The following is a 25,669-nucleotide window of genomic DNA, read 5'->3' on the forward strand; positions in this document are numbered from 1 at the left end:
AACAGACAAAAAAACAAAAGGGCTCCAGACGGAGCCCTTTTTTCGTTTCAGCCCCTTACCAGGGCGTTTTAAGCATAAAAAAAAGCCCTTGGACGTCTCCAGGGGCTTTGATCTAAGTGCTTTAAATCAGAAGACAATTAGTCTTTGAAAAGAGTCTTTGCAGATTTAGTAGTGCCCTTAGTGCGAGCTGCAGCTTTACGCTTTTTGCCGCTAGTCGCTTTTTTTCTTTCGCGAATATATTCAGTCTTTTTTGTTTTTGAAGCCATTTTATCCCCTAGGTTTTTAACGGAATGAGTTAGTTATCAAAACGGAATCCCCAAGTCAACTGAATGCCTGTAATCCCCAGACTCCTTGGGATTTCCTTCATAGGCATAGTTCAAAGCGAATCTAGGGCCATTAAAGCCCAATCCGGCCGTCAGAAGCTCCCTATTGTCATTGGTGTCGTTATAGTACCCCAGACGGCTGACCAAAAAATTGTTCACATAAGTTTCAAGGCCCCCCATGACTTCTGATTCCGTCGTGGCATCCAGACGGAAACGGACCATGCGGTTGTGGATATAGTTGAATCCCGCCCCGGCTGAGGTTTTGCGGCGAAGCTCTTCAGGAGCATCTTTATCTTCACCGAACAAGTTATACCCCACCAAAGCCAGACCGATGTTCGCGCGAGGTGTGTAGATGAAGCCGATATCTGCATTGGTCTGACGATAAGAAGTATTCGGAAGTTTTTGTTCACGATAGTGACCCGTCACACCCATCGCCCACTTTTCCGTCGCAAATTCCGCCAGAGTCAAAGTCAGATCACTTTCTTCCAACTGACCCAGCGACACGTCCGAAGTTTTTTTGACGAAGGCCAGTGCCGCCGGCATCGCGCTGTCTTTTGTGTTATCGCTCAAACTGACAGCGAATTGATTTTCCGCGAAGGAAGAAAAGAAGTGACGGCCTTTTAAGTGCACCATAGTACCCGGATTCATGAATGACACATCACCAGGTTCCACCGTCGCACGTCCAGTTCCACCTGTGGCTGCGGATGTCGAGGAATTATAAACTTGGGCATGGGCCACGTTCACGATAAGATAAAAGCAGAAAAAAACAGGAAGTTTTTTTAACAAGCTCAAAGGATGGGGCATCATGAATCTTCACCTCGTAACACTAGTGAGTGCATTTCTTTTGGCATTCACATCCTATCAATCGGCCCAGGCCGGAGCCAGCACATTTACCGCAAAACCTGTTCGTCTTGGCGACAATCTGATTTCAATTCTGCGCCAGCATGGCTTTTCTCAGAGTGAACGTGAATCAGTTGTAGGCTCAAACAGCAAGCTTCGCAACCTCTTCCTCACTCTCGACACACGCTATCTGGTTCGCCAATCCAAGGGCGAAACCGAGCTGCGCATGTTTGATTCTCAAACTTCGGACGCTTTCCGCATCGTTAAAAAATCCGGCAGGGTTCAGGCCTTCGCTTATGATCCGCAGTACAAAATCAGCCATGCACGCGTGGAAGGAAAAGTGTACGGATCCCTGCTGGGAAGCATCCTTTCCAAAATCAACAGCAACTGGGTGGCGACCCGCTTTATGGATGCCTATGCCTTTGATATCGCCCCCAGAGCCGTCAGCCGTGGCGCTGATTTCTGGCTGGTGGTGGAAAGAAAGTTCGAACAGGGTCAGTTCGTGAAATACGGAGAGGTTCTGCAGACTTCACTGGATATCAATGGCCGACCAGTTCAGAAAAAGTTTGTCCGTAACAACAAAGGTGGAGGCGTCTTCTTTGCCGCCGGCGACCTGCTTGAAAACAAGCCGTTCTATGCACCAGTAGATTATCTGAAAATCGCCAGCCGCTTTAAACCCAACCGCGTTCATCCGATCACCAAACGCCTGCAACCGCACCTGGGAATCGACTTTGAGCTTCCGGTGGGCGAGCCGGTATATGCTCCCCGCAAGGGCACAGTGGTCCGTTATGGGCGCAATCACGCCGCGGGCAACTATATCATCCTGCTGCACTCCAATGGGATGGAAACGGCCTATAATCACCTGCATCGCATTGATAAAAGAATCCGCCAGGGCTTAAGAGTTTCTGCCGGGGAAAGAATCGGTGAAGTGGGTTGCACAGGTTACTGCACCCGCCCGCATCTGCATTTCGCGGTAAAGAAAAAGGGTCGAATGGTCGACCCTATCAAATACATCAAATCTTATCCATCGCACATGGAAGCGATGCTGGAAGCGCGCGTAGCTGCAAACTAGTCACGCGTGCACACGGTCACCCAGTGCATGCAACGGCTGTTGGGAACCGTGGTTGAATAGCTTCCGTTTTCGCGGAAGCATTCATTTGACAATGTATACTCAACAACCGGCGCGCCATTGATGGATTCTTCCTTGTAGCAAGAAACCCCGCCCTTCGGTACCACACACTTCAAGGCCACATTCACGTCCCACTGATCCGCACGCAGATGACGGCGCATCACTGCCAATTCAGAACGGTAAGTGGCGTTGCCCGAGATGTCATTGTAAGACTGTGCCGGACAAAGTGAAGAGGCATCCTGGGTTCGAATGATTTTGTAAGCACGACTACAGTTCCAGTTCTTAGTCACTGTCGTCGGATTCTGCAGATCATATTCCGTAATACTGGAAAGAATATTATTCGGATTGTTCACCGCCGCACCGACAACCGCAGCTGGTGTAAACACCATGGAATACCCTTTACCATACGCCGTCTTCACGGGCGCTGTTGCCGCTGGCGCACGAACTTCATAAAGCTCGCCATTGTTGGGCATAAAGGTCAAACTCAAGATAGCCGCCGTCATGAAAGTACTGCGGTATTCGTTCGCCAGTGATTCACTGGAGTTGAAACTCATCTGAGCTTCCATCACACGGGATTCAGGCGAGAACGGAAAATAGTTCGCAGTCGTGTTTTTCTGAGCAAAAGAATCCATCACCAGGGAATCTGTCAAGGGCGCCACCAGCGGGATCACATCGGTCCACAACGTCAGTTTGTTCGTGGCTGTGTAAACATCCGTCAGGCTGTTTTTCACACGAATCGCCATCGTCGCCACCGCACCATTGTTGGCCGGAGAGTCCGCCAGATATTCCTTGTACTGGTTTTCAGTCAGCTCGGTCGCCGGATACACGGGATTGAAATTCGTATCCGCGTAATCAAAGAATTCATTCGTCAGTTTAATACCACCGGTACTGTAGGCACCAGCTTTAATGGAAAAGAAAGCGGGATTGTTGCGCAAATGAGTGTCCGCGCAGGAGTTATAAGTAATCGTGTCAAACCCTGCATCAAACGCAAATGGAATGGCGGATACTTTGGCCCCGGTTGTGGAACCATATTTCGCTGAAAGTTCAGCATCTGTCAGGCCGGCTTCCACCTCACTGCCCAGGTCCGAATCAAATCCGGCCTTTCCGCAGTTCTGGAACGACACAATCAGCACGAAGGAGGCAAAGATGCCGCCCGCTGCACGCCAGGTCGCCTTTTTAAAACGCACTTTCATGGAATACTCCCCTGTACCTAGACTAACATATCTCTTTTCGGCATATTGGCGAAAAACAGCAGTCTTTTTCATATTGAGACAGGCCTCGTTAAGGCTTGTCTTAGAATGAAACGTTTGAGATTTTATAGTCTATGCCAAGAGTTAAAAAAGCCATTATCCCCGCTGCCGGCCTCGGAACCCGTTTCCTGCCTGCCACCAAGACTGTCCCGAAAGAAATGCTGACCATCGTGGACGCTCCGATCATTCTGTATGTGGTGGAAGAAGCCGTGAAAGCCGGGATTGAGGACATCATCCTGATTGCCGGGCGTGGCAAACATGCTATCGAGGATTTCTTCGATACATCCTACGAACTGGAAGACAAACTGGCAAAGGACGGCAAAGAGAAGCTGCTTGAGCGTGTGACCCGCATCCGCGATTCCGCCAACATCATCAGCATCCGCCAAAAGCAAGCCATGGGCCTGGGGCACGCCGTGCTTTGCGGTCTTCCGATTGTCGGTAAAGAACCCTTTGCGGTTCTTCTGGGGGATGAAATCACCATGGGCTTCCACGGTGAACCGAATGTGACTTCCCAATTGGTCAGCTCTTTTGAAGAAACCGGAACCTCCACCATTTCGGTCATGAAGGTTGAAGACAAAGACGTTTCCAAGTACGGCATTGCCGAGATCGAGGAAAAATCCACGGGCTTCTTCAAAGTGACTTCTTTGGTCGAAAAACCCAAAGCCAGTGAAACCAACAGCCGCTGGGCTCTTCCGGGTCGTTATGTTTTCGACAATGCGATCATGGATATTCTGCAAAATGCCAAACCAACCCTGAATGGCGAAATCCAACTGACTGACAGCATGAAGGTGCTTTGTGCCCAGCATGGACTGAACGCCATGACTTTCACCGCACAGCGCTTTGATGCTGGCGACAAGCTAGGTTACCTGCAGGCCAATATTGAACTGGCTTTGCAAAGTCCGGAACTGAATCAGGAACTGAAATCCTATATTCTAAGCCTGGCTGAAAAACTGAAGTAAGGAGTCCCCGATGAAGAAAATGATTTTCTCCGCCGCCCTTTCCACTTTGCTGCTGCCAGCTTTGGCGACGGCGTACATTCTTCCGACTCGCACAATTTTGCAAAAAACCAGCGAGAACGCCGGTTCCGGCATTTACGCCATCGAACAGGAAGTTCAGTTTTCCAATGGCGAAGAAACAACCCTGGTAAAAGAAACCTGGCTGGTCGACAGCGACCGCACCCTGCGCCTGACCGTGACTGGCGGAAAGGATTTGCAAAACTCTTTCCGTCTGCAGTTTGTTTATAATGGCGGCCAGAAGTGGAGCATGACCGGCGGCAACCGCAAAAGCGAAAAGCTGCCGGAAGAGTTTTTGGAAAAATTCCTGAACATGCGCAATCCGGAAATCTTCGCCAACACCCTGGCGCATTTCAAAATTGTTCCCGCAGGTGCATTCAACAAGAAGCCTCTTCCAAAAAATGCCGCCGATATCAAACATGACCCGGAAAGCTGGGTGCGTTTTTCCCGCACCGGGGGCGTCGTGAACTACGCGCTGGGTGTGGCGACGCCGGTGGATCAGGAAGCCGGTTCGCCGGGGATCTGGATTCAGCAGGATGAGTTCGTCGTGCGCAAGCTGCGCCTGCCAAGCCAGGTGGAGATGAGCGCGAACAACTATAACAATTTCGCCCGAAATCTTTCTTATCCGCGCTCCCGCACGATTCGCTGGGGCAACAACACTGTGACCATCCGCTTGATCAGCGCTTCGGCCCGTCCACAAACGGCGGTGGCGCTGTTCCAGCCTTCCTCTTTGGATGCGAACCTGAAATGGGATGGCATCAACTCTTTGGCAACGAAAGACGTTATCACGGAGTTCTACACGAGGTTTAGATGAGTTCGACGCAACTTTGGAAAGTTGCGGCCGACGCTCCTCTTCCCGAGGCATTGACCTACAGCTCTGATCTGCCTCTGCAAAGAGGCCAGCTTGTCACCGTGCCGTTGGGCCGCGGGGGACGAAAAGTTCACGGCCTGATTTTGGGTCCGACTCAGGAAGTTCCCGAGTTTGAAGTCAAGGCTGTGGATAGTATTGTGGAAGAATACGCACCCCTGCCAGAGCCCTATGTAAAGTGGCTGGAATGGCTGGCGCAGTATTATCTGCACCCCGTGGGTCAGGTCGTGCAATCGGCTTTTCCACCTTTACGAAAATCCGAAAAGCAGCGCGCCTCGAAGCGACCACCGGTCATCCCGCAACTGGAAGCGGATTCCGCCCTGCACCTAACAGACGAACAACAAACGTGCTTTGAAAGCATTGCGAAGTTTTCCAATTTTTCCACGCACCTGCTTTTTGGTGTGACGGGTTCTGGTAAAACTGAAGTGTACCTGCGTCTTTTGGACAAGGTGCTTTCCGAAGGCAAACGGGGCATCGTGCTGGTGCCGGAAATTTCTCTGACCCCGCAGTTGATTCAGCGTTTTGCACGCCGATTCGGCGACAAGATTGCAGCTTTACATTCCCAACTGACTGATCGCGAACGCACCAATCAGTGGTGGGACATCGTCGAGGGACGAAAATCCATTCTGATCGGCGCACGGTCCGCTTTATTCTGCCCGATCGACAACCTGGGCCTGATCATCGTCGACGAAGAGCATGAACCCAGCTTCAAGCAGGATGAAAAACTGAAATACAACGGCCGCGATGCCGCCGTGATGCTCGGCAAACAAATGAACTGCCCGGTCGTGCTGGGTTCCGCCACACCAAGCCTTGAAACGTGGAAGAACGCGGTGGAAGGCAAGTATCACCTGCACCGCCTTAGCCGTCGTGTGGCCAATCGTGCCTTGCCGGACATTGAAGTCATTGATTTAAGAAAATTGAAATCCGATGACGAGGAAAAACAAAAAGCCATCACCAAGTACTCGCATCTGCCGTTCTGGCTCAGCCCCGACCTGTACGAGCGCATGCATCAGGTATTGGATCGCGGTGATCAGGCCGCGTTGTTCCTGAATCGTCGTGGCATTGCCCAGATGGTGGTGTGTCCGGCCTGTGGTCACACGCGGGAATGCCCCAACTGCGATATTTCACTGACCCTGCATGCGCACTCGCATTTGATTTGTCATTATTGCGACTATCACGAAAATTTCAAAACCAAATGTCCCGACTGCAAAGAAGGCCAACTGGAAGCCATCGGCCTGGGCACCGAGCTTTTGGAAACGGATCTGACCCGCCTGTTCCCGGGTAAAAAAATTGCCCGCGCAGACCGGGATGAGATTCAAAGCCGTGCAGATCTGGAAGATCTGATTGCCAACATGGAATCCGGTGAGATCGACATTCTGGTCGGCACCCAAATGATCGCCAAAGGTTTGGATTTCCCGAAGCTGAAGCTGGTGGGATTGGTGCTGGCAGATGTGGGCTTCAACCTTCCTGATTTCCGCGCCACCGAAAGAAGTTTTCAACTGATCACACAGATGAGCGGCCGCAGTGGTCGACACGTCAAAGACGGAGAAAGCCCCGGGCTTGTGATCATTCAGACGTTCAACACCGAACACGACAGCATCACGTTTGCAAAGAACCATGACTTTGAAGGCTTTGCCACGCATGAACTGGAAATCCGCTCGGCCCTTCATTACCCCCCGATGGGTCGCTTGGTCAGCTTCCGCATTCAAGGGACCAAACTGGGACAGGTTGAGGAAACCGCGAGACTATTGGCCAGAAGAGCTCAGGCTTTAAAAACTCAGTTCCCGCAATATGGCTCGATTGAAGTCTTGGGCCCGGCAGAGGCTCCGCTGTCGAAACTGCGAGGCCAATTCCGATATCATCTTCTAATAAAAACTACGCAGCCCGCAGCCGCGAATCCCTTTTCAAGACAACTCCTGGGTGACCAGGATTGGGTTCCTTCAGGGGTCAAAATATTAATCGATATCGATCCAATGAGTTTGCTTTAGTGACGGCCCTTACCTAAAATAGAAGGTTAAGGACCAATGAAATGATTCAATGCCCGCGATGTGGAATACAAGTGACCGAATTGCACCCGGTGGATCCGGAGCTTATCAGTAAGCTTCAGGCCGCTGGCGAAAGCAATTTGCCTCCACAGGTTTGTGCGGGATGCATTTCAGACCTGAAGCGCACCGTCGCCACCAGCAGTGGTGGTGTGTTGATGCAGCAGGAACGGGCCCGCGAGCAGCACCGCCTGCAGCTTTGGAAAAGCCGTGTGATGCTGATTAAAAAAGCGCGCATGTGCATGGGTCAGAAGCTTTATTCTGAAGCCGCCATTTCCTACGAAAAATATTTGAAAATTCTGGACATCGTTTTTGACATCAAAAAAGGCGAAAAGCTGAAGCCGGAAGCTTTCAAGGAAAGCGCGCGCACGACCGAATTGACCGTGGTGGCGTCGGTGTACTGGGACTTGCTGCGTATCTATGACACGCATGAAAAGTATCAGGATCGCATGATGAACGCTGCGAAACAGCTTTCCATGTTCATCCAGTTCACGCCGATTTATCCGGACATCATCCGCAAGGCTGAGTCGTTCCAGAAAACCGCCAAGAACCCACAGATCGTAAAACAGTTCCTGAAGATGTCCGACAAGGAACGCCCTCGTTGCTTTATCGCAACCTCGGCTTTTGAAAACCCTGCCGCCTTTGAGGTCATGCAGCTTCGCGCCTTCCGCGACACACAACTGCGAACCCACAACTGGGGCAGAAAGTTCATCGCTGTCTACTACAAGTACTCCCCTCGCATTGCTTGCTTACTCGATAAGCACTCCTGGCTGAAACCCTCAGTCAGAGCCGCTCTCCGCGTTTTGATTAAATGCGTTAGCAGATAATTCGTCCGTTTGAGGCTTGCAAAGCGGCTTCCTTATGAGGGAAGGTATTTGCATGGCTCATATCTACGATTACGCAATTATTGGCAGCGGACTTACCGGACTTAGCATCGCAGCGGCACTTAGCCGCGAAACAAAGAATATCGCCCTGATTGAAGCGGCCGATCTTCCTTTTGGCTCCAACAAAAAGGTCAACTTCCCGACCGGACCGATGAATAACGGTCTGCGCTTTGTTCCGGACTCTGTGCTTTCTGAAAAAGCCCTGCGCTTTTTGGGAAGCCTGATTGACGTGAATGTGGCACCGGAAGCTTCTGAAGAAGCTCCTGTGACCTACGAAGGCGGAAACTTCAAAACCTTCCTGGGTTTTGGTGAAAACCCGCCTGCGTTCTATGAAGAGTTCAGCTACTTCACTTCCAGCAAACGCCTGGATCTGGCGGTGGAGCCTTATCAGTGGACCCAGATGCTGTTTGAAAAATTCACCGGCACTTTCATGCCGCGTTCTTATGTGACCAAGTTCCACCAGGAAGGCGAGCGCGTGACTCACGTCACGGTGAACGGTTCCAAGACTGTGCACGCTCAGAACTTCATCTTTGCTGGCTCTGTGAAGGATCTGGCTTTGCTTCTTCCGGAAGACGCGATTTCTGTTCGCGCCCGCACGAAGCTTGCTAAAAACACTTACTGGACTTCTTTGTGCCTGGATATCTGCCACGCCAAACCGGTGACAGACTCTACGGCGATGCACGTTTTGAACGGCACCACTCAGGATGAAATCGGCCCATGCGTGGGTAAGTTCCATGCGCCGGTTGAAGTTGAGGGTGCACCTTTGCAGGCGTCCCAGTGGATGACCTTCATCGAACAGGAAGTGACTGAAGACAGCGAAGTTGTGGGGACGGCTTTGAAGAAAATCAAACGCCAGATCAAACGCGCTTATCCGGAAGCTTTGGACAACGTGAAGCTTGAAAGAATCTTTGTGACTCCGATCATCGCGGGCAATGGCGACATCAAACTAAGCGCCAATATGACCATGCCGGAACTTGAAAATCTGTGGATTGCCTCTGCAACCGTGCACGAGCAGAAAAACCTGGTCGGCGCTCTTTTGCAGGCCGAAATGGTCGTGGCATCTTTGGGCTTCAAAGTTGAAGCAGCTGAAATGCCTTCTGTATCCGATGAATCTGAATCCATGACAGAGGCTGCTCTTTAAGCCTCTTCCAACGGCAGGGTGAAGTGGAACGTGGTTCCCTCACCCGGCTTGCTGTCCACTTTGATATCCCCGCCCATCATCTCAACAAGATTTTTGCAAATCATCAGACCCAGCCCCGAACCGCCATAGGTGCGGGAAATCGTGACATCCTCCTGAGAAAAGCTGCGGAATAATTTCGACATATTTTCCACACGAATGCCCCGACCGGTGTCCGCGACCTTCCAAACATAATGCCCTGACCCCGGCTGCCTTTGCAGGCTGATGCAAACACGGCCCTTGTCAGTGAACTTCACCGCATTCCCCACAAGATTCATCAGAATCTGGCGCAGGCGGTGGGAATCCCCCATCGCAAAGGCCGGAATACTGGGATCGATGTCGACTTTCAACTGCAGGTTTTTCTCCTGGCACTTGGCTTCGAAGATCTTAAAGATGTCTGTGTGCAGCTCTTTCACATCGAATTTGTGCCGGTCAATTTGCAGAAGACCGTTTTCAATTTTTGAAATATCCAGAACGTCATTGATGATGTGTAAAAGCGAATCCGAACAGCGCTGGATCGTGCCGACATAGTCAGTCTGATCCTTGTCCAGATGAGTGTCGCGCAGAATATCCGCAAAACCGATGATACTGTTTAGGGGTGTGCGGATTTCATGGCTCATATTGCTTAAGAATGTGGATTTGATTGAGGATAACTGCAAAGCCTCTTCGCGGGCCTGCACCAGTTGATATTTGGAATAGGCCATCTCATAAAGCTCACCGCGAATGCGTTCGATACCGATGATTAAGATGATGTCTTCAATCAAGATCCAGGCCGCATGCTCCAGCCACCGCCACTGATTGCTTTCAGCCACCCCGTACAGCGAGATCGGCAGCATGCACCCGCGCAGGATGTGATCCGTGATCACAATAAAGGACGCCACCCCCAAAAGCCCGACATCCTTATAGAAGGCCAGCGCCGCCAGTGAAACAAAGACATGGAAGTGGGTCTCAATCCGGCCCCCCGACAAATGGATGAACAGAATCGAAAAGCACATCTGTGAGACCGCCACCACATGGCGGGTCCACTTTTCCCCAGGGAAGACATAGACACAGTAAACTGCGGGCAGACTGAAAAGCCCTCCGAAAATCAGGCCCACAAAGGCGTTTTCCACCGCCCCCGAAAAGCTTCCCAGCCACGTTGTAGGGGTTAGCAATATACCCATAACGATAGCTGCAACCCATTGAATTAAAAGAAGAATTGAAAAACCACGATCGACGCGAATGTGGATTTCCCTGGATTGCTCCAGGAAGATTCGCTGCACTTCAGGATCGTTCCGACCGCCCCGTTGCTGATTCATTCCCCACCGCTTACGTTCTGGATTATTTTGGGAGATTACCCATTTATCATCGGCTATTATTCAGTGCGTCTAAACATCTTTTAATGAAGACCGTGGTTTGTAACGAAAGCGTCTCAGAAAAGAGCTTTAAAGACTGCTTGCGGTCAATGGCGCCCTGTGATATCCCGAGAGTCCAACAATAAGCACTCACAGGCATCAACTGGTCCCCCAAGTACTGAAAAAGGGGGTCTTCCGGCGAAACAAAATAAGCTGGCTCTACCTGCGAGGACGATTAACCAGAAAGGAAGTACTACCATGGCACAAGTGACCATGAAAGAAATGCTAGACGCTGGCGTCCACTTCGGACATCAAACACAGCGTTGGAACCCAAAGATGAAACCTTATGTATACACAGCTCGCGGCGGTATTCACATTATCGACCTGCAAAAGACTGTTGTACGCGCAAACAAAGCTGCTGAGTTCGTAAAAGAAATCGCTGCTAACGGTGGTCGTTTGATCTTCGTTGGTACTAAAAAACAAGCGATCGAACCAATCCAAGAAGCTGCAGCAAAATGCGGTCAGTACTATGTTACTAAGCGTTGGTTGGGTGGCATGATGACGAACTTCGAAACGATCAAGTCTTCTATCGATCGTCTTCGCAAGATCGACACCATGAAAGAAAAAGGTGAATTCAACTACCTGACTAAGAAAGAGCGCGCGAAGCTTGAAAAAGAATACCTTCGCCTGACTGATTTCCTTGCTGGTATCCGCGACATGAAGGAAATGCCTTCCGCAATGTTCGTAGTTGATTTGCCAAAAGAGCACATCGCAGTTGCTGAAGCTAAACGCTTGGGCATCCCGGTTGTTGCTATCGCTGATACAAACTCTGATCCAGAGTCTGTTGAATACGCGATCCCAGGCAATGACGATGCTATCCGCTCCATCAAGTTGTTCTCCAACTTGGTAGCTGATGCTTACCTTGAAGGTGCTAAAGAGTGGGAAGGTAAACTTCGCACTATGACTGACAAGCAATCTGACGTTGCTAAAGAAGCAAAAGCAGATGGCAAGGAAGAAGCTCCTAAGAGACGTGGTGCTGGCGCGAAAGCCGGAGCAAAAGAAGCTCCTAAGAAATCCGCTGGTCCTGCAGTTGTTAAAGCCACTAAATCTCGCAAACTTGTTGCTGCTGGTACAGCAGAAGAAGTTGAGATCCAAGCTGAGCTTGAACAAGGCCAGTCTGACGAATCCGCAGAGTAATCTGCAGATCGTTCAAAAAAGGGTGGCCTAGCCACCCTTTTCTTTGTCCTGAATCTAAAAACTTAATTTATATTGTCATCCGCGGCCCGCTCGCGATGCAAAAAACTAAGGAGTCTTCCTAATGTCTATTTCCGCTACTCTTGTTAAAGAGCTAAGAGAAAAAACTAACGCAGGTATGATGGATTGCAAAAAGGCGCTTGAAGCGACTTCTGGCGATTTCAATGCTGCTGTTGAATGGTTGCGCGTAAAAGGTCTTGGCGCTGCCGCTAAGAAAGCTGACCGTATTGCTGCTGAAGGCGCTGTCTTCGCAGAACTTCACGGCAACACTGGTGTTGTTGTTGAAATCAACTCTGAGACTGACTTCGTTGCTCGTAACGATGGTTTCAAAGCATTGGCTGGCAACGTAGTTGCCCACTTGGCTAAAACTAACCTTGAAGGTGATGTATTGGCTCAGGCTTACGCTCTTGATTCTTCTAAAAAGCTTGGCGATCTGTTCACTGAAGCAACTGCTACTATCGGTGAAAAAATCGTTCTTCGTCGTCAGGAAAAATACACTGCAACTGCAACTTCCCTGGTACACACGTACCTGCACGGCGAAGGCAAAATCGGTGTTATGGTTGAAGCCTCCGTTTCCAAGCCAGAAGCTGCAAACGCTCCTGCATTGAAAACTTTCGCTCAAGACGTTGCATTGCACATCGCTGCGATGAACCCAATGGCGATCTCTTCTGAACAGATCCCTGCGGATGTTGTTGCTAAAGAGAAAGAAATCCTGACTGCAAAAAATCTTGAGTCCGGCAAAAAACCAGAAATGATCGAAAAGATCGTTGAAGGTCAAATCCGCAAGTTCCTTGCTGAAAACTGCCTTCTTGATCAGCCATTCGTTAAGAACCCGGACATGAAAGTGTCTGACCTGGCGAAAGCTGTTGGTAAAGAAATCGGCGCAGACGTAACTGTAAAACGTTTCGTTCGCTTCGAACTGGGCGCTGGTATCGAAAAGAAAACCAACGACTTCGCAGCTGAAGTTGCTGCTCAGATGAAAGGACACTAGTTTGAAAGAGCCTGTTTATAAGCGCATTTTGCTGAAACTTAGTGGTGAAGCCCTGGCTGGAAAGCAAGGGACTGGTATCAACACTGCAACGATCACTCAGATCGCGCAGGACGTGGCAGCGGCTTACAAAGCAGGCGTTCAAATTGGCCTGGTCATCGGTGGTGGCAATATCTATCGTGGTGTTGCCGCCTCTGCCGAGGGCATGGATCGCGCAAGTGCTGACTATATGGGAATGCTTGCGACCTGTATCAATGCCCTGGCACTTCAGGACGCCTTGGAAAAACAAGGCGTTCCTACACGTGTTCAGACTGCCATCGAAATGGCGGAAATCGCTGAACCTTACATCCGTCGCAGAGCGATTCGTCACCTTGAAAAGAATCGTCTGGTGATTTTCGGTGCAGGCACCGGGAATCCTTTCTTCACGACCGACACTGCGGCTTCCCTTCGCGCCATGGAGATCAACGCTCAGGTGATCATGAAGGCAACCAAAGTGGACGGTATCTACGACAAAGACCCTGCTAAACACGCTGACGCGAAGAAATTCGACAAGATCAGCTACATCGACGTGCTCAACCGCGGACTTCAGGTGATGGATTCCACGGCGATCAGCATGTGCATGGACAATAAACTTCCTATTATCACCTTTGACCTCACTGTACCGGGCAACATCCTGAAAGCCGTTCAGGGTGAGACCATCGGAACGCTGGTACATTAATAAGGAGACAGCTATGGCTATCGCAGACGTTAAAAAGAATGCACAAGCAAAAATGGAAAAGACTCTGAACTCTTTGTCTGAAGAACTTAAAAAAGTTCGTACAGGCCGTGCTCAGGTTTCCATGCTGGACGGTATCCGTGTGAACTACTACGGAACTCCATCCCCGCTATCCCAGGTGGCTTCTATCTCCACTCCGGATGCAAAATCCTTCCTGATTGCACCTTGGGAAGTCGCTATCCTTAAAGACATCGAACAAGCGATCATCAAGTCTGAACTGGGCATGGCCCCAATGAACGACGGTAAAGTGATTCGTTTGAAAGTTCCTGACCTGACTGAAGAGCGCCGTAAAGACCTGGCGAAACAAGTTAAAAAAATCGCTGAAGAAGCACGCGTCGCTGTTCGTATGGCTCGTCGTGACGCCAACGATGAAGTTAAAAAACTTCAGAAAGACAAAGCTGTCAGCGAAGACGAAGGCAAAAAAGCCGAAGCAGACATCCAAAAAGTAACTGACGATTTCATCAAAAAAGTGGATCAGGTTGCTGACGAAAAAGAAAAAGCGATCCTGACCATCTAATCAGGGACTTATAAGATCATGGGTTTGCCAAAGCATATTGCCATCATTATGGACGGGAACGGTCGTTGGGCTCAGCTCAAGCGCCGTCCTCGCACGTTCGGGCATATCAAAGGCACCCGTGTCGCAAAAAAGATCATCACGGCGTGTTCACGCCGTGGGATCAAAAACCTGACCCTGTACGCTTTCAGCACTGAAAACTGGTTCCGCCCTCAAGAGGAAGTCAGCCTTTTGATGCTGATCCTGAGCCGTTACCTGAAACGCGAAACAGACAACCTGGTTAAAGAAAACATCCGCTTCTCGGTGATTGGCGATTTGTCGCGCCTTCCGCTGGATGTTGCCAATGCCATCGAAAAATCCATCGAAGCCACATCTCAATGCACAGGCCTGAATCTGGTCTTTGCCTTGAGCTATGGTTCTCGCCAGGAAATCACTCAAGCTGTGCGTGAAATCGCGGAAAAGATCGCGGCCGGGGAAATGTCCCCTGCTGACATCGACGAATCCGTGATCAACTCCTCTTTGAGCACTTTCCCGACACCGGATCCGGATCTGATCGTCCGTACCAGTGGGGAACAGCGTCTTTCGAATTTCCTTCTGTGGCAGGCTGCGTACTCTGAATTCTATTTCACAGAAGTACTGTGGCCCAACTTCACCGAGTCTCACCTCGACGAAGCCCTTCAGGCTTTTGCGATGAGACAACGCCGTTATGGCAAGGTCTCATCCAATGACAACAACCATGAAAAGCTTCCTAACTAGATCTGTTTCTGCAATTGTGGCCCTGGCCCTGATCATCGGACTTTATGTTTCGTTGGGGCTGATGGGACTTAAAATTGCGGTGGGTCTGATTGTTGTTATCGGCAACTGGGAACTGACGGCCATCTTGTTCCAGCGTGAAAAGTCCCAACTGATCAAAACACTTTTCAGAATTTTCACCTACGCGGTTTTCATTGCGTCGATCACGTCCCTGAGCATGGGGTCCATCGTTTATTCTTTGGCCGTGATCGGAATGATTATCACGGTTCTTTTGTCTTCGCATAAAGAAGGCAACCTGGAACACATGGCTTCTGTTCAGGCAAAATCGGCTCTGGGCCTTTTCTATATGGGTCTTTTGCCTTCTTTTGCATTCCGTTTGCTGGATCAGGCGTATGGCCTTTATTGGTTCATCTTCCTGCTGGCAGTTGTATTTGCCGGTGACACTTTGGCGTACGTGTTTGGCGTGCTGTTTGGCAAAAATAAAGTCATGCCTTCAGTTTCCCCTAAGAAAACCTGGCAGGGCTCGGTCGGTGGCATCATTGGTTCTGTGACCGCAGGTCTGATTTGCTGGTTGTTCCTGTTCCCGGAAAACAGTGTTGGTGTCTTTCTGCTTCTGGGTGGTGTTTCCGGGTTTGTGGGTCAATTCGGAGACTTCTTCGAATCTCTGCTGAAACGTGTGGCGGATGTGAAGGATTCAGGCAAAATCATGCCGGGTCATGGTGGTGTCCTGGATCGAGTCGATGGCGTCCTATTCGCAAGTCCTGTTGTTTTAGGCGGAGTTTTGATTCTGTCTCATCTTTTGTCTTAAGAGAAACGTCGAGCCCCACAGGAAAAATCCCTTAATTTTCTACCCCTTAATCCTTGGCTCACTCTAGAATGGACCAATGGATATTTTCTCATTCTTACAATCTGGTCTGTCTGCAATTGTTCCATTTGTCATCCTGCTGGGGATCCTGATCTTCGTTCATGAGCTGGGACACTTCCTTGTTGCCCGCTGGTGCGGAGTCCGTGTTGAGGTCTTCAGTCTGGGCTTTGGCAAAAAGCTTCTGACCTATAAAAAAGGTGACACCACTTACGCGCTGTCTTTGATCCCGCTGGGTGGTTACGTGAAAATGTTCGGCGAACAAAACGGCGAAGGCATTTCGGAAGAAGACAAGAAAGTCTCTTTCACCCACAAAAACGTATGGCAGCGTATCGCCATCGTTCTGGCCGGCCCGCTGATGAACTTCTTCTTTGCGATCCTGGTGTTCTTCACCGTGGCCCTGATTGGCGAAGATGCCAAGATCCCGGTACTGGGTGATGTGGCGAAAGACTCTCCGGCCTACACGGCGGGCTTCCGCTCTGGGGATCAGATTGTTTCCATCAACCAAAAGCCGATCACCACCTGGGAAGATGTTCAGCGCACCCTTTCCTTGAAAGAAAGTCACGATCTGCACATTGATGTGGATGTGAAACGTGAAGGCACGGGTGAGTCCCTGACGGTTTCCACCACCGCCAAACCGGAACCAAATCCAAATGTGCTTTCCAGCTATGAATACATGGCCAATGTGGAGGGGATTTCCCCTTATTCCGCGGGCACAACGATCGGGGTTTTGGAAAACTCTCCGCTGCATGCTTTGGGTCTTCGCACCGGCGACACCATCACCAGCATTAATGGCGTCAAGGTTTCTTACTGGAGATCCTTGGAAGACACTTTGGCAAAATTCAGCGCCAAAGAGCCGTTGACCCTGGAAGTAATGGGCATGCGCGAAGGTGACAAGGCTGATAAAGCCATCACCGTGACCATGGCGCCGATTGCATCCATCAAGGCGTTTTCACTGGCGTCTTTGGGGCTTGAAAGTTCTGAATTGTATCTGTCCCGTGTGATTGAAGGCTCCCCGGCTCAGGCCGCGGGTCTGCGCGCCGGGGATCGTCTGGTGAAGATCAACAACATCACCCTGTCCAAATGGGAAGATGTTCTGAACAACATCAAATCCTTCGACGGCAAAAATCCGGTGTCTTTGTCCGTTCTGCGTGAAGGCAAAACCATTGATCTGGAAATCACTCCGAAGATGACCAAGCAGATGACGGCATCCGGTGCTGAGGAAAAGCGTTATACCATCGGTATTTCGCCTATTCCGAACATCGCAATGCCGGAGCTGATGACCCTTCGTTCTTCCAACCCGGTGGATGCTTTGATCCGCGGCACGGAAAAAACGTGGGAAGTGTCGGTCATGACGGTCATGAGCTTTGTTCGTTTGTTCCAGGCCAAGATCTCTCCGAAAAATATCGGTGGTGTGATCTCTATCGGTCAGGCCGCCAGCGAGACATTCAAGATTGGTATCACTCAGTTCCTGCAGATGATGGCTATCATTTCGGTGAATCTGTTCATCCTGAACTTGCTGCCGGTGCCGGTGCTTGACGGTGGTCATCTGGTGTTCTATGTGATTGAGCTGGTCAAAGGTGCTCCGCTGAGCATGAAGAAAATGGAAATCGCCCAGCAAGTGGGTCTGGCGATTTTGATGAGTCTTATGATCTTTGCCCTGTTTAATGACTTCACCCGCTTGTTTGGCCTATGAAAGTATTAGCTATGGAAACCAGCACCGCCGTCGGCGGTGTTGCCATCATCGTGGATGGAAATATCGTCGCCGAGGAAACCACTTTGCGGCAAAAAACCCATAGCGAAATCATCAGTCCCTTCACTGAAAACTGTCTGCTTAAAGCCGGATTGAAATTGGAAGACATCGACGTCTTTGCCGTGGGCCAGGGCCCGGGCAGTTTCACCGGCATCCGGGTTGCCGCCAATGCGGGAAAGACTTTTTCCTACAGCTTCAACAAGCCCCTGGTCACTATTGACTCGCTGATGCTTTTGGCTGAACGCGCGCGCGGATCGGATAAGCCGGTTCTGGCCATCATCAATGCCTATAAAAACATGGTGTACACAGGTCTTTTTGATATGTCCGGTGAAGAACCGAAATATCTGAAAGGTCCAGCGGCCATTCCCGTTCGCGAACTTTCCCAACACATCAGTCAGGACATCCTGGTCGTGGGTGACGGGTGGGAGGCCTATCATGAATACTTCCCTGAAGAGCTTGCGAAAAAAATGCACCGCGATTCCGGCCTGCCGGACTATCCGCTGGCGACAACGCTGGGTCTGATGGCGGAAGCCCGTGCAAAAAAAGGTCAAACTTTGGACTGGAAATCGTTTGTTCCTCTTTATATTCGCGCATCTGAAGCCGAAGAGACAAAAAAAGGGATTCTCATCTCACCATTGAAATAGCAAGAGGATGCAACCATGGATAAGGCTGTATTGGAATTCAAACCGACTCACGCAAACAAAGATCATGACACCAAACTATGGGTGGTCGCTTCCGGTAAAGGTGGCGTGGGTAAAACGTTTGTATCCTCTTCCCTGGGCATGACTCTTTCCAAACTGGGCCACTCGGTTGTGATCGTCGATCTGGATCTTTCCGGTTCCAACATCCACACGGTGCTGGGTTTGAATCCTTCTCACATGAACATCCGTCACTACTTTGAAGGTGCTAAGACCCTGCAAGAGCTGGTGATCCCGACTCCGTATCCGCATCTTTCCTATGTTCAAGGCTTCTGGGATGCCTGGACACCGACTGATTTTTCCCAAAACCAGATTCAAAGCCTGATCCCGCAGTTGAAAAACCTGCGCGCGGATTATGTGATCGTGGACCTGGGCGCTGGCGCTTTGGAAGCTCACCTGGAGCTGTTCAAAGTCGCTGATGAAAAGTTCCTGATCACGACTCCGGAACCAACCAGCATTGAAAAGACCTATCGTTTTATTGAATCTTTCATGTGCTATTCCCTGCGTGAAAATTCCACGCCGGATGCTTACGGCAACATGATTTCCACTTTGCGCAATCACCGCCAAAGAACTTTGAGCAAGCCGTTTTCTTTCCGTTCTTATCTGAAAGAGGAAACCGGCATTCACTATGACTTCTTTGAGGCTCTTTCCTCAACACCAGTTCGTTTGTTGGTGAATACATCCCGCAATCAGGCCAACGATGACTTGGGTCACTCGATGAAAAGTGTCTGTAACAAGTACTACGACCTTGGTATTGATTACATCGGCGCGATCGACTATGACAATGCGGTGTGGCAGTCCGTGCGTGTGAGAGAACACGTGCTTGTCGCCCAACCCTTCACTCCCCTTGCAGGACAATTTTTGGCAACCTGCAAACAACTTATTGCTCCAGAGGAGCTTCGCGCCGTAGTATAATAGCTACGATGCAAGCGACGTCTAGATACAACTATTACGAAGTCCTGGAACTCACAGCCAACGCTCCTCAACATGAGGTGACGACGGCTTATGAGCGCGCTCGCTCGACTTATTCCGGGGACAATCCGGCGATCTACACTATTTTCTCTGAACAGGAAGCTCGCGAGCTTCTGGTTGTGATCGAAGAGGCCTATCAGGTTCTTGGTAACAAGATCCTTCGCAACATCTATGATCAAAGACTTTTGTCCGGCCGTTCTTCTTTGAACGATCTGACTTATGAATCCATCCTGGAAGCCAGCAAACAGGTTTTCCCTGAAACCAAAGTTGAAAAACCAGCAGCGGCTTATCAAAAGGATGAAACCTTCGAAAAAGAAATCGCGGCCCGCACCGACTGGGATGGCGCTTTCCTTAAAAAGGTTCGCGAGTACAAAAAGATCACCACTCAACGCATGAGTGAGATCACCAAAATCAATTCCTACTATGTCACAGCCATTGAAAACATGGATCCGGGCAATCTGCCGGTTGTGGTTTTCGTTCGTGGTTATGTGGTGCAAATTGCCAAAGCTTTGGGTCTGGACGAAAAAAAGGTCGCCGACTCATACATGACACACTTTAAAAACAAACTTGGAAAATAAGAACAACACGACTATTTCGGTCACTGCCACAGCAGAGATGAGTGGACTTCGCCTTGATAAAGCGATGGCCCTTATTCCTGAGATCGGCACCCGCTCCCGCGCAAGCCATCTGCTTGAAAACAACGCGGTTCTGTTAAACGGGAAACCCGCCAAAGCCTCTGTCGCCATCAAAGAAAACGACCTGATTGAAATTCAACTGCCCGAACCTGAACCATCCGAACTTCAGCCCTTTGATCTGAAACTGGATGTGCTGTTTGAAGATGAAGATCTGATTGTGATCAACAAACCCGCCGGCCTTGTTGTTCACCCCGCGGCGGGACATGCGCATGACACTTTGGTGAATGCTTTGATCCATCATACGGATGATCTTTCCATGAAATTTGGCGAAGAACGTCCCGGCATCGTGCACCGCCTGGACAAAGAAACCAGCGGCATCATCGTTATTGCCAAGAATGACAAAGCCCATGAATCCCTGACTTCACAGTTCAAAGAGCGCAGCACACATAGAATTTATTATGCCGTCTGTTTGGGAACCGCGCGTACTTTGTCCGGCAGTGTTCGTAGTTTCCTGGCCCGCCACCCGGTGGATCGCAAACGTTATGCGTCTGTACTGGGGGATGACCGCAAGCCCCTGACTGATCCGAATGATGATCCGGGCCTGGGCAAGTGGGCGGTCACCCACTTTGAAGTGCTGCAAAGAAAAAGCGGCATGAGCTATCTGAAACTAAAGCTTGAAACCGGACGTACACACCAAATCCGTGTGCACATGTCTGAAAGCGGTCTGCCGATTGCCGGTGACACTTTGTATGGAGCCGATCGCAAGATCAAATCCATCGAAGCCCGCGCGACCCAGGAGGACCTTCGTACTTTACCAAGATTCCTGCTGCACGCAGCAGAGCTGGGGTTCACTCATCCCCGCACCAAAGAGCGCATGTTCTTCACAAAAGACTGGCCAGAAGATGTTCTGGTGCTGATCAAAAAATGGGGTTTGCTGTGAATTTGGAAAAAACCCCGCTTGGATATGAACTCAAAACCCCGCATATCACGGCCTTCTTCGGCGGCGCTGCGGCTCCGCTGGCGGACTTAAAATCCGCCTATCCTCAGTTTGATTTTGTCCGCCTAAAACAAATTCACAGCGATGCCGTCATTGAAAGCAAAGACAATTCTTTGGACTATCAGGTGCTGGGGGACGCGCATTTTTCCCGCGCCAAAAATCTGGCCCTGTGTGTGATCACCGCTGACTGTGTGCCGGTGCTTTTCTATCATCATGGCACTGGCTTAGTGTCAGGAGTTCACGCCGGCTGGCGCGGCGTTGCCAACCGAATTATCCCCAAGACCGTACAGAAACTTATTTCTGAAGGCGCTGTGGCTTCAGAGCTGGATGTGATCATCGGACCACACATCCAGAAAAACAGTTTTGAAGTCGGAAATGACGTGCGCGATCAGATTCTTTCCAGTCTGGGACCTTTAAGCCCGGCGGAACGCGCTCAGTATTTCCAGAATCTGGAAGATGGAAAATCTTTGGTGGATTTGAATCTTGTCGTGCGCACCCAGCTTGAACAAGAGGGCCTCAATCTGGACCGCTTGTTTGATCTGCATATCGATACGGTCACCAACAACGAATTTCACTCTTACCGCCGGGACAAAGAAAAGTCCGGGCGCCAGATCAGTTTCATCTGCCGCACATGATACTGCCGCAGGAATTTTACTTTGAAGACACGACCCTGGTGGCTCAGTCTCTTCTGGGAAAAGTTCTGAATATCCGCACTGACGGTGGAATCCAACAAGCCCGCATCATTGAAACCGAAGCCTATCTGGGCGTTGAAGACCCCGCCTGTCATACATTTGAAGACCGTCGCACCGAACGCACCAAATCCATGTATCTGGATGGCGGGCATTCTTATGTGTATATGATTTATGGAATGTATTTTTGCCTGAATTTTGTGACCCGCACCCATGAACACCCGGAAGCGGTTTTGATTCGTGCGGTGGAACCTTTGCCAGCACAGGAAAATCTGCGCAAGAAAGATTTAAAAACCAACGGTCCGGGCAAGCTTTGCAAGTACTACGGCATCACCCGAAAGCATGACGGTCTGAAGCTGTGGAAGAAAAGTTCTGATCTGTATGTGACGGACGAGGACTTCAAAGTTTCGAAAAAACAAATCATCCCCACGGCGCGTGTGGGTGTTGATTATGCCGGTGAAGCGGCAAAATGGCCTCTGCGTTTTTATCTGCGCGATCATCTGTTCGTTTCTAAAAAGTGATCAATTTACTGGACCGCTAAAATTTTTTGTTCATTCTGGACACACCAATGATGATAAGCTGGACTTATACGGAACAGGTTTAATTCAGCAGGTTTTAGGGAATGATTCAGAAGATCGAACATGGAGAAAGACTCAACGTCGTCACCCACGCCATCGGAGCGTTGCTGGCGCTGGTCGGGTGTGCTCTGCTTCTGGGGCTTGCAGCCACAAAACATGACACCTGGAAAATCTTCAGCTTCGGTGTCTATGCGGTCTGCACGGTCGGACTTTACTGCATTTCAACCATCTATCATGGCACCCGCGGAGAAAGAAAAAAACTGTATCGCCGTTTGGACTATATCGGCATCTATCTGAAGATCGCCGGAGGTTACACTCCGTATGCGCTGCTGGCTTTGCGCGGAACTTTGGGTTGGGTGATTCTGGGAATCGTCTGGTCTTTAGCGGTGGTGGGTATTTTCTGGGAACTTCTAAATCCGAAAAATCGTCTGCCCTCGTTGCTTTTGTATTCCACCATGGCCGTGACGATCTTTCCGTTTATCAAGTATTTGATGGATGCGATTCCGCCGATGGGTTTTGCGATGATTATCGCAGGCTTCATCAGCTATGGCATCGGCATGATCTTTTTCCTGAATGACGAACGCATCAAACACGGCCACGGCGTGTGGCACGTCTGCGTGATGGGCGGAACCGCCCTTCAGTACCTGTGTCTGCTGATTTATTTCACTTAATTGCCCGGATTATCAGGCCCCTGAAACGAAAAAACCCGCTGATTAAGCGGGTTTAGTTGCTTTGAACTTTTGAAGAAAAATGGTGGCTTGAGACGGAATTGAACCGCCGACACAAGGATTTTCAGTCCTCTGCTCTACCAACTGAGCTACCAAGCCACTGGAACTTATGCGTTCAAAGAGACCAAAGGTTTATCCATTGGCCCCCTGCATGTCAACAGTTAAGCCTTATCAAAAGCAGTTTTAAGGTCAGCAATCAGGTCGTTCAGATCCTCTACACCCACAGAAAGGCGGATCAGGGAGTCGTCGATCCCCAAAGCCTTGCGGTTTTCAGGCGGAACGGAGGCATGCGTCATAATCGCCGGATGCTCGATCAGGGACTCAACCCCTCCCAAACTCTCGGCCAATGAAAAGACATTCACGTTTTCCAGGAACTTACGAGCCGAATCCAGGCCCCCTTTAATGTAGAAAGTGATCATCCCACCGAAACCATGCATTTGTTCTTTCGCCAAAGCATGCTGAGGATGGCTTTCCAGACCCGGATAGATGACTTTGTCCACTTTTGGATGTCCTTCCAAGAACTTCGCAATCGCCATGGCATTTTCCTGATGGGCTTTCATACGAAGTGGCAAAGTTTTCAAACTTCTCAGGAACATAAAGGAATCAAACGCCCCTTGAGTCGCCCCGATACCGTTGCTTAAGAACGCCATTCTTTCTGCCAGATCCGCGCGGGATACAACGACCATACCACCGACCGTGTCACTGTGGCCGCCGATGTATTTTGTCGCAGAATGAACCACGATATCCGCACCCAGCTCCAAAGGTCTTTGGAAGTAGGGACTCATGAACGTGTTATCAACCGCAACCAGAATGCCTTTGGCTTTGGCGATGGCTGCGATTTTTTTGATATCAACCAGCTTCAAAGTCGGATTGGTCGGAGTTTCCAACCACACCAGTTTGGTGTTTGGTTTTACGGCCTTTTCAAAGTTTTCAACCTTCGTCAGATCAACGAAAGAAAACTCCATGCCATCGTGCTTAAGGATTTTGTCAAACAGACGGAAAGTGCCGCCGTACATGTCATCCATGGCAATCACATGATCGCCGCCTTTAAGAAGGTGCAAAACAGTTGTCGTCGCCGCGCAACCGGAAGAAAAAGCAAAACCATGTTTGCCGCCCTCAAGACTTGCCATGCAGCTTTCATAGGCGTGACGAGTGGGATTGTGCGTGCGGGAATATTCCCAGCCTTTGTGAACACCCGGAGATTCTTGTACGTAAGTCGAGGTCAAATAAACCGGCGTCATGATGGCGCCGGTAGAAGGATCCGGAGCTTGGCCGGCATGAATCGCACGAGTGGAAAAACCAAGATTGTCGTTCATTTTTTTCATATCATTCACCTGCTCTATTATTTTTTAAGGTCAGCCAGGGCTTCTTCTGCAGAAACCACGCGGTTGAAGGCGTTTTTCATGTCAGCATCAGTCAGGAATTCGTTCTCAACCATCCATTTGTCGTTGAAGGCTTTGCTCAGATAAGCGCGACCGCTATCCGGGAAAATCACCACGATGTTGGAAGGTTTTTCCAGTTTTTCCGCCGCTTTCATCGCTCCTACCAAGGCCAAAGCGCTGGATGGACCGACCAAGAGACCTTCTTCAGCCACCAAACGACGGGTCATCGCGAAAGCTTCTGGATCAGAAACACGAACAAAGCCGTCATAGATGTCCAGATGGACGTTGTCAGGAAGCATGTCCTCACCAACGCCTTCAACTTTATAAGAGCCTGGAGGATCCACGATTTTTTTATGATAAAACAAATCATACAAAATACTGCCGATTGGATCCGTACAGATGGCCTTCACCTGCGGATTCATCTCTTTCATGTAGCGAGCGATGCCGGACAAAGTTCCGCCGGTGCCTGCGCCACCCACGATCATGTCGACTTTTCCATCCATCTGCTTCCAGATTTCTGGACCTGTGGTGCGATAGTGACGCTCAGGGTTGTCAGGATTGTGGAATTGGTTCACCAGGAACGCGCCCGGAGTTTCATCGGCGATCTTTTTTGATACAGAGTAATGGCTCATCGGATCTTCCGGCATCACCATCGGTGTGATAACCACTTTCGCGCCGTAGGCACGCAAGATCGCGCGTTTTTCGTCACTCATCTTTTCTGGCATCACGAAAATGCACTTATAACCCTTCACCGCCGCTGCCAAAGCCAGACCCACACCGGTGTTTCCGGAAGTGGCTTCCACAATAGTGCCGCCGGGTTTTAAGTCCCCGCGCTTTTCGGCTTCTTCAATCATCGCCACCGCAACGCGGTCTTTGATGCTTCCACCCGGGTTGAAGTACTCAACTTTGGCGAAAAACTGGTGTTTGGAACCTTTGGTGACGTTGTTCAAACGCACCATCGGGGTGTTTCCGATAGCTTCGAGAATGGAACCGTAAATCTGTGACATGGGACTATCTTTCTAGTTCTTTTCTTCGGTTGGAACGAAGGTGGGATGTGTTCATGGACTGCAGGACCGTATTGATCTGAGTCATTGGATCCAGGGAATAAGGCATTCCCAGCTCGTTGGTCAGCTGCTTAACAAGCTGACGACTGGGTTGATCTTTCATCAACTCGTCCACCAGTTTTTCAAGTGCCACCTGCTTTTTATCAGCCTGAGCCATAGGAATCCTC

The 25,669-nt window shown here is 50.1% G+C and carries 27 protein-coding genes and 1 tRNA gene; 20 read left to right on the plus strand and 8 right to left on the minus strand.

Annotated features, from left to right (window positions below; translation table 11 throughout):
- Nucleotides 1-137: 137 nt before the first annotated feature.
- Both ACZ520_RS17810 and ACZ520_RS17815 read right to left on the minus strand, forming a co-directional pair.
- Nucleotides 138-266, minus strand: a complete 129-nt coding sequence (locus ACZ520_RS17810; RefSeq protein ID WP_269768125.1) for a hypothetical protein — start codon at nucleotides 264-266, stop codon at nucleotides 138-140.
- 36 nt (nucleotides 267-302) lie between these two features.
- Complete coding sequence (locus ACZ520_RS17815; RefSeq protein WP_416479764.1) at nucleotides 303-1,067, minus strand: PorV/PorQ family protein; 765 nt, start codon at nucleotides 1,065-1,067, stop codon at nucleotides 303-305.
- 61 nt (nucleotides 1,068-1,128) lie between these two features.
- Here ACZ520_RS17815 and ACZ520_RS17820 point away from each other — a divergent pair, with 61 nt between their 5' ends.
- A complete protein-coding gene (locus tag ACZ520_RS17820; RefSeq protein WP_088563861.1) occupies nucleotides 1,129-2,235 on the plus strand; it encodes a M23 family metallopeptidase in 1,107 nt (368 codons plus the stop codon).
- On the opposite strand, the gene ACZ520_RS17825 is transcribed toward ACZ520_RS17820, so the two are convergent.
- Nucleotides 2,232-3,485, minus strand: a complete 1,254-nt coding sequence (locus ACZ520_RS17825; RefSeq protein WP_464126857.1) for a hypothetical protein — start codon at nucleotides 3,483-3,485, stop codon at nucleotides 2,232-2,234. The genes ACZ520_RS17820 and ACZ520_RS17825 overlap by 4 nt on opposite strands.
- Before the next feature lie 131 nt (nucleotides 3,486-3,616).
- On the opposite strand from ACZ520_RS17825, the gene galU reads away from it, so the two are divergent.
- The 5 genes from galU (at nucleotide 3,617) to ACZ520_RS17850 (ending at nucleotide 9,490) form a co-directional block, all read left to right on the plus strand.
- Entirely contained in the window at nucleotides 3,617-4,501 is an 885-nt protein-coding gene (gene galU, locus ACZ520_RS17830) for a UTP--glucose-1-phosphate uridylyltransferase GalU (RefSeq protein ID WP_011166078.1), read from the plus strand.
- Nucleotides 4,502-4,511: 10 nt separating this feature from the next.
- On the plus strand, nucleotides 4,512-5,369 hold the full coding sequence (locus tag ACZ520_RS17835; RefSeq protein ID WP_088563859.1) for a hypothetical protein: 858 nt from the start codon (nucleotides 4,512-4,514) through the stop codon (nucleotides 5,367-5,369).
- Entirely contained in the window at nucleotides 5,366-7,411 is a 2,046-nt protein-coding gene (priA, locus tag ACZ520_RS17840) for a replication restart helicase PriA (protein ID WP_417867254.1), read from the plus strand. The genes ACZ520_RS17835 and priA overlap by 4 nt, the downstream gene beginning before the upstream one ends.
- Before the next feature lie 71 nt (nucleotides 7,412-7,482).
- Nucleotides 7,483-8,292 carry a CFI-box-CTERM domain-containing protein gene (locus tag ACZ520_RS17845; protein ID WP_232468954.1) on the plus strand — a complete coding sequence of 270 codons (810 nt, stop codon included), beginning with the start codon at nucleotides 7,483-7,485 and terminating at the stop codon, nucleotides 8,290-8,292.
- Nucleotides 8,293-8,344: 52 nt separating this feature from the next.
- On the plus strand, nucleotides 8,345-9,490 hold the full coding sequence (locus ACZ520_RS17850) for an NAD(P)-binding protein (protein ID WP_374031529.1): 1,146 nt from the start codon (nucleotides 8,345-8,347) through the stop codon (nucleotides 9,488-9,490).
- Here ACZ520_RS17850 and ACZ520_RS17855 read toward each other — a convergent pair.
- Entirely contained in the window at nucleotides 9,487-10,824 is a 1,338-nt protein-coding gene (locus ACZ520_RS17855; RefSeq protein WP_416479761.1) for a sensor histidine kinase, read from the minus strand. The two genes, ACZ520_RS17850 and ACZ520_RS17855, sit on opposite strands and share 4 nt — an antisense overlap.
- 309 nt (nucleotides 10,825-11,133) lie before the next feature.
- On the opposite strand from ACZ520_RS17855, the gene rpsB reads away from it, so the two are divergent.
- The 14 genes from rpsB to trhA all read left to right on the plus strand — a co-directional run bounded on the left by rpsB (nucleotide 11,134) and on the right by trhA (nucleotide 22,999).
- On the plus strand, nucleotides 11,134-12,057 hold the full coding sequence (gene rpsB, locus ACZ520_RS17860; protein WP_417868020.1) for a 30S ribosomal protein S2: 924 nt from the start codon (nucleotides 11,134-11,136) through the stop codon (nucleotides 12,055-12,057).
- A gap of 121 nt (nucleotides 12,058-12,178) precedes the next feature.
- Complete coding sequence (tsf, locus tag ACZ520_RS17865) at nucleotides 12,179-13,105, plus strand: translation elongation factor Ts (RefSeq protein ID WP_417863149.1); 927 nt, start codon at nucleotides 12,179-12,181, stop codon at nucleotides 13,103-13,105.
- A gap of 1 nt (nucleotide 13,106) precedes the next feature.
- Nucleotides 13,107-13,820, plus strand: a complete 714-nt coding sequence (gene pyrH / locus ACZ520_RS17870) for a UMP kinase (RefSeq protein WP_011166086.1) — start codon at nucleotides 13,107-13,109, stop codon at nucleotides 13,818-13,820.
- Between the two features lie 13 nt (nucleotides 13,821-13,833).
- A complete protein-coding gene (gene frr / locus ACZ520_RS17875) occupies nucleotides 13,834-14,394 on the plus strand; it encodes a ribosome recycling factor (protein WP_088563852.1) in 561 nt (186 codons plus the stop codon).
- Between the two features lie 18 nt (nucleotides 14,395-14,412).
- On the plus strand, nucleotides 14,413-15,147 hold the full coding sequence (locus ACZ520_RS17880; protein WP_088563851.1) for an isoprenyl transferase: 735 nt from the start codon (nucleotides 14,413-14,415) through the stop codon (nucleotides 15,145-15,147).
- On the plus strand, nucleotides 15,128-15,952 hold the full coding sequence (locus ACZ520_RS17885) for a phosphatidate cytidylyltransferase (protein ID WP_088563850.1): 825 nt from the start codon (nucleotides 15,128-15,130) through the stop codon (nucleotides 15,950-15,952). Before ACZ520_RS17880 ends, ACZ520_RS17885 begins: the two co-directional genes overlap by 20 nt.
- A gap of 76 nt (nucleotides 15,953-16,028) precedes the next feature.
- The gene (rseP, locus tag ACZ520_RS17890; protein WP_464126862.1) at nucleotides 16,029-17,702 is read left to right on the plus strand and encodes an RIP metalloprotease RseP; all 1,674 of its coding nucleotides are present in this window, start codon (nucleotides 16,029-16,031) and stop codon (nucleotides 17,700-17,702) included.
- Nucleotides 17,699-18,403, plus strand: a complete 705-nt coding sequence (gene tsaB, locus ACZ520_RS17895; protein WP_464126864.1) for a tRNA (adenosine(37)-N6)-threonylcarbamoyltransferase complex dimerization subunit type 1 TsaB — start codon at nucleotides 17,699-17,701, stop codon at nucleotides 18,401-18,403. Before rseP ends, tsaB begins: the two co-directional genes overlap by 4 nt.
- A 15-nt stretch (nucleotides 18,404-18,418) precedes the next feature.
- Nucleotides 18,419-19,372 carry a P-loop NTPase gene (locus ACZ520_RS17900; protein WP_088563847.1) on the plus strand — a complete coding sequence of 318 codons (954 nt, stop codon included), beginning with the start codon at nucleotides 18,419-18,421 and terminating at the stop codon, nucleotides 19,370-19,372.
- Between the two features lie 8 nt (nucleotides 19,373-19,380).
- Entirely contained in the window at nucleotides 19,381-20,007 is a 627-nt protein-coding gene (locus ACZ520_RS17905) for a helix-turn-helix domain-containing protein (RefSeq protein WP_088563846.1), read from the plus strand.
- Nucleotides 19,997-21,004: an RluA family pseudouridine synthase gene (locus ACZ520_RS17910; protein WP_464126866.1), complete on the plus strand. Its 1,008-nt coding sequence runs from the start codon at nucleotides 19,997-19,999 to the stop codon at nucleotides 21,002-21,004. The genes ACZ520_RS17905 and ACZ520_RS17910 overlap by 11 nt, the downstream gene beginning before the upstream one ends.
- Complete coding sequence (pgeF, locus tag ACZ520_RS17915; protein ID WP_464126868.1) at nucleotides 21,001-21,696, plus strand: peptidoglycan editing factor PgeF; 696 nt, start codon at nucleotides 21,001-21,003, stop codon at nucleotides 21,694-21,696. Before ACZ520_RS17910 ends, pgeF begins: the two co-directional genes overlap by 4 nt.
- Nucleotides 21,693-22,271 carry a DNA-3-methyladenine glycosylase gene (locus ACZ520_RS17920; protein WP_374031547.1) on the plus strand — a complete coding sequence of 193 codons (579 nt, stop codon included), beginning with the start codon at nucleotides 21,693-21,695 and terminating at the stop codon, nucleotides 22,269-22,271. Before pgeF ends, ACZ520_RS17920 begins: the two co-directional genes overlap by 4 nt.
- Nucleotides 22,272-22,372: 101 nt before the next feature.
- Complete coding sequence (trhA, locus tag ACZ520_RS17925; RefSeq protein ID WP_011166097.1) at nucleotides 22,373-22,999, plus strand: PAQR family membrane homeostasis protein TrhA; 627 nt, start codon at nucleotides 22,373-22,375, stop codon at nucleotides 22,997-22,999.
- Nucleotides 23,000-23,079: 80 nt separating this feature from the next.
- Here the strand turns inward: trhA and ACZ520_RS17930 are convergent.
- The 4 genes from ACZ520_RS17930 to ACZ520_RS17945 form a co-directional block, all read right to left on the minus strand.
- Nucleotides 23,080-23,155, minus strand: a tRNA-Phe gene (locus tag ACZ520_RS17930).
- A gap of 62 nt (nucleotides 23,156-23,217) precedes the next feature.
- Nucleotides 23,218-24,381: a cystathionine gamma-synthase gene (locus ACZ520_RS17935; protein WP_347355835.1), complete on the minus strand. Its 1,164-nt coding sequence runs from the start codon at nucleotides 24,379-24,381 to the stop codon at nucleotides 23,218-23,220.
- Between the two features lie 17 nt (nucleotides 24,382-24,398).
- Nucleotides 24,399-25,445, minus strand: a complete 1,047-nt coding sequence (locus ACZ520_RS17940; RefSeq protein ID WP_088563841.1) for a PLP-dependent cysteine synthase family protein — start codon at nucleotides 25,443-25,445, stop codon at nucleotides 24,399-24,401.
- Between the two features lie 4 nt (nucleotides 25,446-25,449).
- Nucleotides 25,450-25,659 carry a hypothetical protein gene (locus ACZ520_RS17945; RefSeq protein ID WP_015092751.1) on the minus strand — a complete coding sequence of 70 codons (210 nt, stop codon included), beginning with the start codon at nucleotides 25,657-25,659 and terminating at the stop codon, nucleotides 25,450-25,452.
- Nucleotides 25,660-25,669 lie beyond the last annotated feature (10 nt).

The sequence above is a fragment of the Bdellovibrio sp. BIS2 genome (assembly GCF_055398295.1).